This is a genomic window from Acrocarpospora pleiomorpha (genome assembly GCF_009687885.1).
GTDB classification, from domain to species: Bacteria; Actinomycetota; Actinomycetes; order Streptosporangiales; family Streptosporangiaceae; genus Acrocarpospora; species Acrocarpospora pleiomorpha.
In genome coordinates this window covers 88,944-101,532 of sequence record NZ_BLAF01000027.1, presented here as the reverse complement: position 1 = coordinate 101,532, position 12,589 = coordinate 88,944, and the positions used below count along the sequence as shown (strand labels likewise).

Genomic DNA, 12,589 nt, shown 5'->3' with positions numbered 1-12,589 from the left:
GATTCCCCCGCCCTGGGGGTGGCAAATCACCCGTAAACTCTGGGCCGTGGACACGACGCTAACCGACCCACTCGTAGGGCACACGCTCGACGGGCGTTATCGCGTCGAGTCCCGGATCGCCCGGGGGGGTATGGCCTCCGTTTACCTGGCTCTGGACGTCCGGCTCGACCGCATGGTCGCCGTCAAGGTGATGCACCGCTCGCTGGCCGAGGACCCGCAGTTCGTGCGGCGGTTCATCGGCGAGGCGAAATCCGTCGCCTCCCTGTCGCACCCGAACGTGGTGCACGTCTTCGACCAGGGCACCGACGGGGACCACGTGTACCTGTCGATGGAGTACTTCCCGGGCAAGACGCTGCGCGACGTCCTGCGGGAGCGCGGGCGGATCCCCGCCCGGGAGGCCCTGGAGATCATGATCCCGGTGCTGGCCGCCCTCGGCGCGGCCCACCAGGCCGGGCTGATCCACCGCGACGTCAAGCCGGAGAACGTGCTGCTGACCGAGGACGGCCGGGTCAAGGTCGTCGACTTCGGCCTGGCCCGCGCGATCGAGGCCAGCAACCAGACCAAGTCCGGCATCATGATCGGCACCATCGCGTACATGTCGCCCGAGCAGGTCACGGCGGGCGTCGCGGACGTGCGCGCCGACGTGTACGCGGCGGGCATCGTGCTGTACGAGCTGCTGACCGGGCACCAGCCGTACCAGGGCGAGTCGCCCATGTCGGTGGCCTACCGGCATGTGCACGACAGCGTGCCCGCGCCCTCGCAGCTGGCGCCGGAGACGCCTCCCGCGCTGGACGAGCTGGTGCTGTCCGCCACCGCCAAGGAGCCCGACCGGCGGCCCGCCGACGCGGCGGCCATGCTGATCGCGGCCGTCGAGGCGCACCGCGGCCTGGCCCGCACCAGCGGGCAGCACACGGCCCCCGCCATCCAGGCCCCGGTCCAGCACACGACCATCCAGCCCAGCTTCGACCTGCCCGCCGCCGCTCCAGGCGCCAAGAGGAAATCGCGGCCGATCTGGTTCATCGCCGGGCTCGCCGTGGTGATGCTGGTTGGGATCGCGTTCAGCGGGTGGTACTTCTCGCAGGAGCGGACCCTGAAGGTCCCCAACCTGGTCAGCCAGAACGTGAAGCTGGCCGAACAGCAGGCCCGCAAGCTCGGCTTCCAGGTCAAGATCGGCGAAGCCCGGTTCGACGGCAAGGTGGCCAAGGACATCGTCCTGGAGACCGAGCCGGCCAGCGGCCAGGAGGTCGACAAGGACACGGTCCTGACCATCATCGCGTCGGCCGGTCCGGAGACCGTCCCGGTGCCGAAGACCGAGAACCTCAGCGAGGCCGACGCGCGGCTGAGAATCTCCGAAGCCGGTCTGACGGTCTCCCGCGTCCGCAAGACCGCCAGCGACAAGATCGCCCGTGGCTTGGTGGTCCGTTCTGACCCGGTCGTCGGTAAGCGTGTCCGCAAGGGTTCTTCGGTCATTCTGGTCGTCAGCGCCGGGCTGCTCGCCCCCGATGTGACCGGCATGATGCGCGACCAGGCCCAGCAGTTCCTGGCCAGCAAGGGTTACCCCACCGACTGCGTCAACGAGGTCACCGATGACGCGGCTGCCGGCACGGTGATCGCTCAGGATCCCGCGGGCGGCGCAGAGATGGAAGCCACCACCAAGATCTGCATGACCGTGTCCAGAGGGCCCGACACCCCGTTCTGGCCCTGGGAGCGCGACCCGTCCATCGCCGCCCCCGACTTCGTCAACGTGCCGGATGTCCGCTTCAAGGATGTCAACGACGCCCGCAGGGAACTCCAGGCCGCCGGCTTCGATGTCAAGGTCCGCAAGGTCGTCGGCGGCCGCAGAGTGATCGCCCAGAACCCCGTGGGCCAGGTCCCGCAGGGCACCAGGATCACTCTCTGGCACTGACCTCCTGCTTCAAAGCTCAAGCGAAACGTCGTCCGTCGGTCGACAACGGGCCGTCGCCGAAAGCGGGCAAATAGTGGCGGAAGAAGATGTCCGCGACTAGTGCCCGTCGGCTGCCCAGACCGGTCTTGACGAAAACGCTTTTGAGGTGGTCCTGAACGGTGTGGGAGCTGATATTCAGATGCGCGGCGATCCGTTCGGTGGAGTGACCGCGCATGGCCTGCTGGGTGATCTGCTGCTCCCGCTCGCTCAGTCCGTACGCGCCGAGAATCACCGCGGTCAGCTCGCCGGGTTCGGGTGGGCCGAGGGAGATGGCGACGAGTTGCTCTTCGCCCTGATCCATCGACCACGCCTGAAGCGCCACCCATTGGCCTGACCGGGTGAGGGCGCGAGAGCGCGCCACCCCGGCCCGGCGCGCCGCGGAGATCACCGCGCGTACGGGGCGGGCCTGAATCGGGGCGCCGTCTTGGAGCAGTTCAAGCCAGGAAAGCGCGGTTCGCGATGCGGTTCGGACCGTCGCGTCTCGATCGACCACGATGAATCCTGGTGCGTCCGGGATCCTGCCCTCGTCCACCCCGCTCAGGAGCAGAGAGCGCCGTAGCGCCACTGTCGCCGGGCGGCTCACCTGGGCGGCGGCTGCCTCATCCGCGGCCGTGTACGGTGCCGCCCCGGATTCGCGGCACATCACGATCATTCCCCAGATGCGGGGGCCGTCGCGCATGACGACGCGTAGTTCGTCACCGAGTCCCTGGGGGCGCAGGATTTCCTGGTAGTACTTGCTCACATCGAGCCGACCCGCCGTCGAGCGGCTTAGCAGGCTGGTCATAGCGGCGCTATTCGCGAGGTCGCGCAGGTTACCCGGATCGTCTGCTTCTAAATGTTCGATCTCGAACAGGCGGGTGAGGTACTCATCGGGGAAACCCGCCACGTTTTGGCCACCAGTGTCAAGCAATGTGGAGGGATCGAGCAGGACAGTGCACCATACATCCGCGGGTACCCGGTTAAGAACCTCTGAAGCGGTAACGCTGAGCACGTCAAGAGCACTGTGCTGTCGGGCCAGCTTCTGTTCGAACCCAACCATGTCGGCTTTCATGCGCAAAGTCTAGGCGCCGGCCCGCAGATATCCCAGAAATCTGGGATACAAGACGCCATCGGCCGCATGTACATCTAGATAGACGAACGACTCCTCCAGAGGTGCGTTACCTGCAGCCACTGATGGAGGTAATTCAAGCGGATCCCCAATGCAATCTTGCCCGACACCACTTCCGCACCACCCACCACTGGCATTTGAGCAATTAGCATTCGCGCCCAGATCATCGCCTCGTCGGGGGCCGCGGCGGCCAGAGCGGCCCTCCCTGCCGCCTGGCCGCCGCGCATCGCGCTCTCGAGATAGCCGGGGCGGCAAGCCACCGCCCGCTCGTGCGCTCATCGCCAATGGAACATCTCGCCGGAATTCTCAAAAGAGCTTGGAGACCTGGATGAACAATCCCGCGCCCGATGCACCGATCGGCGGCCCCAACAACTGGGCTGCCTGGGAGCATGCGCGCAAAGAGATCGAAAGGGCCGTGGAGGAGGCGAAGGCGATCGCCAAGCGGGTGCGGTCGGGTACCGACTTCTCGGCGCTCGATCGCGCCACGAAATCTCTTGACGACCACACCTTCCGAATCGGCGTGGTCGGCGACTTCAGCAACGGTAAAAGCACCTTGATCAATGCCATGCTCGCCTCAGATCTGCTGCCCGCCGGCGTGAACCCCATGACCAGCCGACTCGCGGAGATTCGTTACGGGGTCTCACCGCGGATCATCATCGAGACGTCCGCGGGTGACCGGCAGGAAATCACGCACGAGGAATTTCTGGAACGCAACAGGAAGTTGAAGAGCGCCGAGGACGCCGACGAACCCGCCGCCCCCGACATCGACTACATGAAGGCGATCCTCGAGTCCGATCGGGAGATCCTCAGCTTCGGCATCGCCTACATTGATGTGCCCGGACACAGCGCTGGGTTCATGTCGCACGATGCCATCGCCGACGATGCCATGAGAAGCTGCGACGCCCTCATCCTGGTGCTCCACGCGGACACCGCACTGCGTTCGGTGGAGAGCGAACGACTGAGGTATGCCCTCCTCGATCTGGAGCACCGCTCCGTGTTCGTGGCCGTCAACAAATTCGGCTCGCTCCGGCCCGAGCAGCAGGAAGAACTCGACACAGGATTCCCCCGACGCTGGGAGCGGTTCCTGGGTTCGCTAGACCTACCCGCTGAAGTGATCGACCTGCTGCGCGGGCGCGTCTACTTCATCGACTCGTACAACACGCTCCAGGACCGACTCGGACGCGGCGAAAGCTACGTTGGTGTGCACGCTTTCGCCCGGCTCGAACAGGATCTGGCATCCTTGGCCGACGGCAACCTGATCGAGAAGAAGCTCGCCCGTCCCCGCAAGATCCTGCTCCGCCGTCTTCACGACCTCACCCAGACCATCGTCGACCAGAACAAGTTGCTGGATGCCGACGCTGCGGACCTGACGGCACACAAGCACACGATCGACGAATCCGTGGACAAGTTGCGAGAACTGACGGCCAGCATCAAACAGGTTGCCTATAGCAGCATCCTGACGTCGCTCGACAAACCAGTCAGGGACCTTGCGCTGGACCATTTCCAAGATAGTCAGGCGCGCCTCGCGATCTGGGCCAAGCAGAAGCGCGGCACGCGGCCACCTGCCCCGGGAAGTAGAGCCGCCCGCATCATGCCAAAGGCGACAACCGCCCGCATCATGCTCATCTCCAAAGAACTCACCGATCGGCTGAGCCAGGAGATGACGCGGTGGAGTGAGAATGACGTGTTTCCGATCATCAAGCAGCGGCTCCAGACCATTCGGGGTCTCGTCCTACCCGACCTGGAGAAGTTCGAACAGGAGCTCAACGGAACGTGGCAGGAGCTCCTTGCCGGAACCGGAGCGACCCCGCCCAACCTCAACATCGTGGATCCGGGAATCGACGAGCTTCTCGATCTTCGCTGGGAGGAGCTTCCGCTGAACCTGCGACCGGTGGGAGTGGTCATCCTGGTGCTGGACAGCATCCACGCACAGCTGCGGAAGATCTTCAGCCAGGCGTTGACGGGGTCGTCTGGCCCTCCTGGCGGATGGGCCGGGGAGATATGGAGGGAGATCTTCGAGAAGCTCACGCAGCTCGCGTTGACGGTGCTCGGATCGGACGCCGACTCCCGCGAGGCCCTGGACAAGCTGCTTGAGAACTACGCCTGCCTGATGGTGTGGACGGCGGTTGTCGGGAATGACGGTCAAGCCGACCAACTGGCTGACCGCTACGCCCAGCAAGCGAGGACAATTCTTCAGACCCGGGTCGACGCGTTGTTGAAGTATCTCCAGGATCAAGGCGAACGGATCAATTCCCTATACCGCAACGCGATCCAGACCGTGCATGGAGGGCTGGCCGAGGTCGAGAGAGAACGAATCGCCCTCACTGACGCGCGAAAGAGAGTGGCGACACTGGCCGACATGCTCGACGTGGCCCAATGAAAAGCACCCGCGGCAAAGAGCGGAACCGCGGCCGTTCTCGACGGAGAGTAATAGTGAGCCTGGTGGAATGGATAGTTGTCGGCGGCGTGATCGTGGGCCTGATCATCTTCGCGAGCCGATCACGCTCGCGCGCCGCATCCGGCTCAGACTCAGCCACCCCTCTCGAAACGGAGACCTGGCGAGAACGCGGCAGAGGCACGTATGTGACCGGCCAGGGCATCCTTGGGGAACTGACCGTGGAGGCCATCGCCACCTGCGAGCCGGACAAGGCGGGCGAGGTGCGCCGGGCATGGCTGGAGGATGCGATCAAGCGAGCCAGGAAGACGAGCCAGACGGCGTCGGCATTGTCGGCGGAGGCCACCACGTCCAACGGCCGGCACGCTTCCGGCATGATGGCATCCGCCATGCTCGAGCTTGCCGAGGCCGCCGCCGCGATGCTCGACGAACCCGGCCTGGCCGGCGCGGAGCAGCGGCTGACGAATGCTCGGACCAGCACACGGGCGTCCCTCACCGCCATGCGCGCGGTCACCTGAAGCGCGCCCTACGGTCTCGTCCTGAAGGGCGGCTCCTGGTACCTCGCCGCCGAACCATCCGGAAATTCGGGTGGCGCGGCGGGAGGTTCAATCACTTCTGGTCGACTTCGTCTGCAGCGATCGTGGCTGGTCTTGTCCCGGTCCGCCGACGTCTGCGACCCGGGCTTCCCGGTCAGCGTGTGGCTGGAAACCGAGGGTGCCGACGCTCACCCGCAGCTGGCTAAGCGAGACGGCTCCGTTGGCGAGCCCCCGCCGAGATCGGCAGCCTCATCACGCCTTGTATGCCGCGTCCGGCCAGACCGCAGCCAGCGACGTCCCGGCGGGCAGGCGCAGCACGCGCCAGCCCGTTCCGGGCAGCACGCCTGGGCCTGCTCGAAATGCTCGTCCGCCGTGGTCGAGCGGGCGGCGGTGTCATTGCCCCGGTGAAACCCCGGCATCGAATTCGCCGTGCTTTACGCCGCCGAGGAAGGCGCGCCATTCAGCGGGGGTGAAAATGAGAGCGGGACCTTCGGGGTTCTTGCTGTCGCGGACGGCGACGATTCCCGGGATGTTGACAGCGACCTCGACGCATTCTCCGCCATTGTCGGCGCTGCGGGAGCTCTTCTTCCACACGGCCTTGGAGAGATCCACGCTGATCACATCCTTTGCTTCCATTGATCCCGTGCTTCCTTGATCATGTCGAGCGACTGCGTGGACGGGCACACGTCTGCTCGTATCCTGTCATATCGATTCCACATCATGGAGACGAACTCGTGCTCCGCTGACACCTCGCCACGGCCTGCCGATTCAACCGATGCCACGGTCGGAGCGTTGACTGACTCGGCGATGCTGAAGGCCGACGCCCAGCCCGCCGTACAGGGAGCTTCGGGGGCCAGGATCTGGATCAAGATGTTCTGGCGGGTGGCCAGTGACGCCAGGCGGTCGAGTTGCTCGTACATGATCTCGGGGCTTCCGATGAGGCGGCGTAGCACGCCCTCGTCCATGAGCGCCCACACCGAGGGGGCTTTCTCCCTTTCCAGGATCAGCTGGCGGCGCAGGCGGGCGCTGACGCCGTCTTCGACCTCTTGCTCCGATGTGGCCAGGGCGCCGCGGAAGACCGCCCGCGCGTACGCCTCGGTCTGGAACAGGCCGGGAACCAGCAGCGGATTCCAGCTGCGCAGGACGCGCGCGCCGGGTTCGATCTGTTCGGCCCAGCGGACGTACCATTCCGGGCCGGTGGGAGACGTGATGTTCCGGCAGAGCTGGCTGAAAAGATTGCCCGTGCCGAATATCTGATCGCACCGGGCGGCGAAGTCGGGTTTGGGATTCCGGTCGCCGATCTCGATGTGCGCCACCAGCGAGGACGAGCATTCCAGGCGCTTGCCGAGACGTGCCTGGGTCAGGCCCGCTTCTCTGCGGACGCGCGAGAGTTCCCTTCCGAATCGCTGGGCCGGGGTAAGTCGCGGACCGAGATCATTTTCCATGCACGCCCCTGCTTTCACGCTCACCGCGTACTGACAAATTCTGACGGTTATTGACACCCAGCCCCATTCGGCCGGGCTTATTCGTGACACCTTTGTGCGAGGTGTTCGCCTACTAATAAAGCGCGTCTTTGGCCAATCTGGAACCCCTCAGAATTATTTTGCCAATGCGGATATGACAGCAATCCGACAAATGCACCAGATGATCGGGTCGGACATGACGTGACGTCACATCTGGCCGGAGAGGACGGGTTTCCCTATGGGCGTGTCAGTCGCTTTGTCGCGGAGCGTGCTGTGGTATGCGGATCTTCCCGGCGTGGCGGAGTCGGTTCCGCTGGCCCGGCGATACGTCCGGGACGTGCTGGTGAGCGCGGGGTGCACCCGGATCGATGACGTGTTGCTGCTGACCTCGGAATTACTGGGGAACGCCATCCGGCATTCGGATTCGGGGCGTGAACCGGGCGGCTCGGTGTCCGTGGTGGTGTGCCGGGAGGCGGGGATCGTCCGGGTGGAGGTGATCGATCAGGGGGCGCCCACCAGTAAGCCCGAGGTCGTCACGGATCTCGATGAAGAGGACTGCGCGGGCAGAGGACTGTGGCTGGTGAGTCGAATCGCCTCAATGTGGGGCTGGCATGAGGGGATGACGGGCCAGGTGGTGTGGTTCCAGCTCGCGGAATCCGCGTGAAGCGTGCTCGCCGAAAGTCGTACTTCACTCAAGAGGAGAAAGAGAGATGACGGATACGCGGACAGAATTCGAGCGGCGTCGTGCGGCGCAGATGATTTCGCACGACGCTCGCGAGACTGAAGCGCCGGAATCGCGTGCGGCTCCCGCGTTGCGGGTCGTCCCATCCGGCAAGACCGGCGGCCCCAGCGGAGCCCTCCTCGCCATCCGCCGACGGGAGATCATCGACATCCTGGCGACGCGGATCACCAGCGGCGAGCTACGCGAGGGCGCGCGAATGCCCAGCGTCCAGCAGTTGATGATCGCCTATGCCATCCCCCGGAGCACCGCTGTACGAATCCAGCGCGAGCTCCGAAATCGACGAATGATACACAATGTGCCTGGTGTCGGTTTCGTGGTCGGTGTTCCCACGGGGCCGGTTCTGCCGCCGCGTGTGTCGGTGCAGGATCAGATCACCCAGATCGCCACGGAGTTGGCCGAGATGATCCGTACCGGCAAGATCGCCGCACACGAGCGGGTCACGACCCAGCGCCAGCTGATGACCGAACACGGCATCTCCAAAGCGACTGCCTGGGGCATTCTGACCCGCCTCACCGCCAAGGGCTGGACTTACGAGATCCCGTACGTGGGCACGCTGGCGTCGCCCCGCCATCTATGGCCGCCCAAAGGCACGTCAATGGCCCTGAGCCCGGCACCGGCCGACCATGTCCGCAAGTCCCGCCGCACGACGACCGGCCTGACTCCTCGCGGCGACCGCGACCAGGAAAACGCGCCGTGAACGAGCGCCAGCCTCACGTGCCGAACCAGTTACGCGCCTGGACCGCGGAATACTAGGGCGCAACGCATCCGCCCAGTAGCGGAGAGTTGGACAGCAGGTGAGAAACAGTGATCGACATCGATGACGAAGCCCTGGCGCCGGCCGCCGACGAGTTGGGCACGACAAGCAAGGTCACGACCGTCAACGCGGCGCTGCCCCGGGTCGCCGAGCAGGGCGCGAGCCGCCGCATGCCGGCCGACATGATGAGCATGGAACTCGACCTTGACCCGGACACCATGAAAGGCGCCTGGCGTTGACACTGTGCCTGGTCGACAGACCGCATGGTGGGCCCTGCTGAAGGGTGGAGATGTGTTCGCAGGCAGCACAAATGGCCGATCTGGCCGTGGCTGACAAGTTGTAACAACCGACGGCCAGAAGCCTCTTCTCCTCCGGCACCGCTCTTCAGCCTTCTGATGATCGAACCATCAGGATGGAAGGCTCAGTAGCTGTCGCTCCAGCGATACCAAGGACCCTGGATGTGCTCGAAAGACGAAGCGACCGACGGGTTGGAGTCGTCGACCGGTGCGTGCTTAGGGCTCCAGACGTAGCCGTAGGGGTCCACGCCGGGCCCGTTTTCGTCCACCTGGAAATAGACACGGTCGCCCTCTCGGTAGATGGCCTGAAACTCGATCCCCCCGATCTCCTGCGGCCGAGTTGTTGTGCCGTCGTCCGGGCCGGCCGTCCGGGCCACCTGCTCCATCTCGGCGAGGGAGGGCACGATGCGTTCCTCGCTGTGCCCGCAGGACGTTAGCGATGCCAGTGCGACGCAGGCGACCAGTTTCCTCACGCTTGATTGTCCCGTCTCGAGATGTGCCAGCGGCGCCGTTGAGGAGATCGTGCAGCGCGACAAACATCGTTGGGCCGCCTCGCCTTCGGCCCAGCGGGCGGGCCTGACCGTACGTGAGACCGCATCCAGATGGGAAGCAGCAACTTGGAGCCGCCGGTAATGGAATCGCCTGCCTTACCTGCGCTTGGACCTATGGACGCCCACGTGATGGGCCGCCTCCGCGACTGCTGAGGCGCAGCCGGTCACACCGTGATGTCCAGGGGGTCTCCGATGGGGAGCCAGGTGAGGGTGTCGCGGAGCACGGATGGGCGGGTCGCCAGTTCTCGCTGGACGCCTTCGCGGTTCTCCCGGAAGTGCTGCCAGCCTTCATAGTGGATCGGCAGCACGGTGTGCGGGGTGATCGTCTCGCAGAGGCGGACGGCCTGCTCGGCGGTCATCGTGTAGCGCAGCGGGCCGGTGAGCGGGAAACCGACGCCGCCCAGGTGGAGCAGGATCGTGCCGGGCCGTAGCCGGGTGGCCGTGGCCTGGACGGCGCGGGTGTACACGGTGTCGCCGGTGATCCAGAGCGGGCCATGGGCCTGGCCGGGCCAGGTGAGCGCGAAGCCGATGACGTCGCCCACGATCGGCCTGCTCAGCGGGGGACCGTGCCGGCACGGGGTGGCGGTGATGTCGATGGCCGGCCGCCCGGGGGCTTCCAGGCGTGTCGTCTCATCGGCGCGCAGGCCGCGGGCCGCGCCGGGGATGGCCGGTGCGCCCGAGCGGGTCGTCACGATCACCCCGGCGGTGGGCAGCAGGGCCCGGCCGGCGTCGTCGAGATTGTCGCCGTGGTGCACGTGAGTGAGCAGGATCGCGTCGATGGGCGGCAGGTCGGCGGGGGCGACGGCGGGACCGGTGAGCTTGCGGGAGGAGGTCCCCCAGCCGAACGCGTAGGTACGGCCGGGCGGGTCGAAGGTTGGATCCGTCAGGAGCCGCCAGCCGCCGACGTCGATGAGCACGGTGGGGCCGCCGATGTGGGTGAACCGGACCGTCGTCACGGAACATCTCCGGTGGGGGTCGGGGATGGAGATCGAATCCCCGGGACGTTCCGGGGATTCGATCTCCAGTCCAGCTCAGGAGTGGTCGAGAGCCCAGGCCAGGGCGCGGTCCGCGATCTCTTCCCAGCCCTTTTCCGCGGGCATCAGGTGGGCCCGGCCGGGGTATTCGATCACTTCGGTCACGGTGTTGGACTTGTAGTGCTTGGTGTTGGAGCGCTGCACGCTCGGCGGCATCAGGTTGTCGTTCTCACCGGCGATGAACAGCAGCGGCTTGCGGTCGTCGTTGTGGTAGTTCACCCAGTTGTCGTCCTTGCCCGGGTGGATGTTGGCCAGCGCGCTGCCCCAGAAGATGTTGCCGGAGGCGGGGATGTGGTAGCGCTCGTACGTGGCGCGGGCTTCGTCCTCGGGGAAGGTGTTGGTGAAGGCGTACTTCCACTGCTCGTACGTGAAACCGACCGCCTTGTGACGGTTAGCCGGGTTCTTCAGCACGGGGAACGTGGCCTTGATCTGTGACAGCGGGATCACCTTGACGCCCTCGGTGGGCGCGGAGTTGATGGCCACGCCGGCCGCGCCGTACCCGTGGTCGAGCAGGATCTGGGTGAACACGCCGCCGGCCGAGTGGCCCATGATGATCGGCGGGGTCTCCAGGCCGCCGATGAGCGTCTCCAGCGACTCGATGATCTGCGGGACGGTGACCTGCTCGATCGGGGTGGGGTCGGCGTTGAGCGCCTCCACCTCGACCTCGAAGCCGGGGTAGGCGGGGGCGTACACCTTGAAGCCCTTGGCCTCGTAGTGGGTGACCCAGTGCTCCCAGCTGCGAGGGGTAACCCAGAAGCCGTGAATCAGGACAATCGTGTCGGGTTTCATTGGCACTCCTTTATCGGGTGACGGCGTGCGCGGACGGAACCGCCGCGGTCGCGGCGGCCGGGTTCGCTGGTGACGGGCTCAGGAGCGGAGAAATTCGAGCAGGTCGGCGTTGAGCTGCTCCTTGTGGGTGTCGGTGATGCCGTGGGGTGCGCCCGGGTAGACCTTGAGCACCGCGTCCTTGATCCGCGCGGCCGAGGCCTTGCCGCCCACCTCGAACGGCACCACCTGGTCGTCGTCGCCGTGGATGACGAGCGTGGGCACGTCGAAGGCGTCCAGATCGGGGCGGAAGTCGGTGGCTGAGAACGCCGCCACGCACTCGTACGCGTTCCGGTGCCCGGCCTGCATGCCCTGCCGCCAGAACGCGTCGCGCATCCCCTGGGAGGGGTCGGCGCCGGGGCGGTTGCCGCCGAAGAACGGCCCGTCGGCCAGGTCGCGGTAGAGCTGGGCGCGATCGGCCAGCGACCCGGCGCGGATGGCGTCGAAGACGTCGATCGGCACCCCGCCCGGATTGTCCTCGGTCCGCAGCATGAACGGCGGCACGGCGGACACCAGGGCGATCTGCCGTACCCGTCCAGTGCCGTGCCTGCCGACGTAGCGGGCGACCTCGCCCCCGCCGGTGGAGAACCCGGCCAGGGTCGCGTCCCGCAGGTCGAGCGTCTGGATCAGGGTGGCCAGGTCGTCGGCGTAGGTGTCCATCTCGTTGCCGTCCCAGGTCTGGGACGACCTGCCGTGGCCGCGGCGGTCGTGGGCGATGACGCGGTAGCCGTGGCCGGCCAGGAAGAGCATCTGCGCCTCCCAGCTGTCGGCGTTGAGCGGCCAGCCGTGGCTGAGCACGACCGGACGCCCCGCCCCCCAGTCCTTGTAGAAGATCTGCGCGCCGTCGGCGGCGGTGACGAACGACATGAGCGCTCCTGTCTGCGGAACCAGCGGACGGGCTCGATCCTCAGCCGCGGGGCGGTCCGTCGAATCCCGTGAA

13 protein-coding genes are annotated in these 12,589 nt (G+C 66.1%); 6 read left to right on the top strand and 7 right to left on the bottom strand.

The window, feature by feature from the left end; translation table 11 throughout:
• Window positions 1-46 precede the first annotated feature (46 nt).
• Window positions 47-1,906: a Stk1 family PASTA domain-containing Ser/Thr kinase gene (gene pknB, locus Aple_RS24165; RefSeq protein WP_155346965.1), complete on the top strand. Its 1,860-nt coding sequence runs from the start codon at window positions 47-49 to the stop codon at window positions 1,904-1,906.
• Between the two features lie 16 nt (window positions 1,907-1,922).
• On the opposite strand, the gene Aple_RS24160 is transcribed toward pknB, so the two are convergent.
• A complete protein-coding gene (locus Aple_RS24160) occupies window positions 1,923-2,831 on the bottom strand; it encodes a helix-turn-helix transcriptional regulator (protein ID WP_170321638.1) in 909 nt (302 codons plus the stop codon).
• A 550-nt stretch (window positions 2,832-3,381) separates the two neighbouring features.
• Between Aple_RS24160 and Aple_RS24155 the strand changes: the two genes are divergently transcribed.
• Window positions 3,382-5,433 (top strand): dynamin family protein, encoded by a 2,052-nt coding sequence (locus tag Aple_RS24155; protein ID WP_170321637.1) that lies wholly within the window; start codon window positions 3,382-3,384, stop codon window positions 5,431-5,433.
• A gap of 62 nt (window positions 5,434-5,495) precedes the next feature.
• The gene (locus tag Aple_RS24150) at window positions 5,496-5,966 is read left to right on the top strand and encodes a hypothetical protein (RefSeq protein WP_155346962.1); all 471 of its coding nucleotides are present in this window, start codon (window positions 5,496-5,498) and stop codon (window positions 5,964-5,966) included.
• 411 nt (window positions 5,967-6,377) lie between these two features.
• Here Aple_RS24150 and Aple_RS24145 read toward each other — a convergent pair whose 3' ends face one another.
• Together Aple_RS24145 and Aple_RS24140 are read right to left on the bottom strand one after the other, a co-directional pair.
• A complete protein-coding gene (locus tag Aple_RS24145) occupies window positions 6,378-6,620 on the bottom strand; it encodes a DUF397 domain-containing protein (RefSeq protein WP_246264740.1) in 243 nt (80 codons plus the stop codon).
• A complete protein-coding gene (locus Aple_RS24140) occupies window positions 6,602-7,429 on the bottom strand; it encodes a helix-turn-helix domain-containing protein (protein ID WP_155346960.1) in 828 nt (275 codons plus the stop codon). The genes Aple_RS24145 and Aple_RS24140 overlap by 19 nt, the downstream gene beginning before the upstream one ends.
• A 262-nt stretch (window positions 7,430-7,691) precedes the next feature.
• Here Aple_RS24140 and Aple_RS24135 point away from each other — a divergent pair, with 262 nt between their 5' ends.
• From Aple_RS24135 to Aple_RS24125, 3 genes are all read left to right on the top strand, one after another.
• Window positions 7,692-8,111, top strand: a complete 420-nt coding sequence (locus Aple_RS24135) for an ATP-binding protein (protein WP_170321636.1) — start codon at window positions 7,692-7,694, stop codon at window positions 8,109-8,111.
• Window positions 8,112-8,157: 46 nt separating this feature from the next.
• Window positions 8,158-8,886, top strand: coding sequence for a GntR family transcriptional regulator (locus Aple_RS24130; RefSeq protein ID WP_155346958.1), 729 nt, complete (start codon window positions 8,158-8,160; stop codon window positions 8,884-8,886).
• A gap of 107 nt (window positions 8,887-8,993) precedes the next feature.
• Window positions 8,994-9,182 carry a hypothetical protein gene (locus Aple_RS24125; protein ID WP_155346957.1) on the top strand — a complete coding sequence of 63 codons (189 nt, stop codon included), beginning with the start codon at window positions 8,994-8,996 and terminating at the stop codon, window positions 9,180-9,182.
• Between the two features lie 182 nt (window positions 9,183-9,364).
• On the opposite strand, the gene Aple_RS24120 is transcribed toward Aple_RS24125, so the two are convergent.
• From Aple_RS24120 to Aple_RS24105, 4 genes are all read right to left on the bottom strand, one after another.
• Complete coding sequence (locus tag Aple_RS24120) at window positions 9,365-9,712, bottom strand: hypothetical protein (RefSeq protein WP_155346956.1); 348 nt, start codon at window positions 9,710-9,712, stop codon at window positions 9,365-9,367.
• A gap of 242 nt (window positions 9,713-9,954) precedes the next feature.
• Window positions 9,955-10,746, bottom strand: a complete 792-nt coding sequence (locus Aple_RS24115; RefSeq protein WP_155346955.1) for an MBL fold metallo-hydrolase — start codon at window positions 10,744-10,746, stop codon at window positions 9,955-9,957.
• Window positions 10,747-10,821: 75 nt separating this feature from the next.
• Window positions 10,822-11,613 carry an alpha/beta hydrolase gene (locus Aple_RS24110; protein ID WP_155346954.1) on the bottom strand — a complete coding sequence of 264 codons (792 nt, stop codon included), beginning with the start codon at window positions 11,611-11,613 and terminating at the stop codon, window positions 10,822-10,824.
• A 78-nt stretch (window positions 11,614-11,691) separates the two neighbouring features.
• A complete protein-coding gene (locus Aple_RS24105) occupies window positions 11,692-12,516 on the bottom strand; it encodes an alpha/beta fold hydrolase (protein ID WP_155346953.1) in 825 nt (274 codons plus the stop codon).
• Window positions 12,517-12,589: the final 73 nt, after the last annotated feature.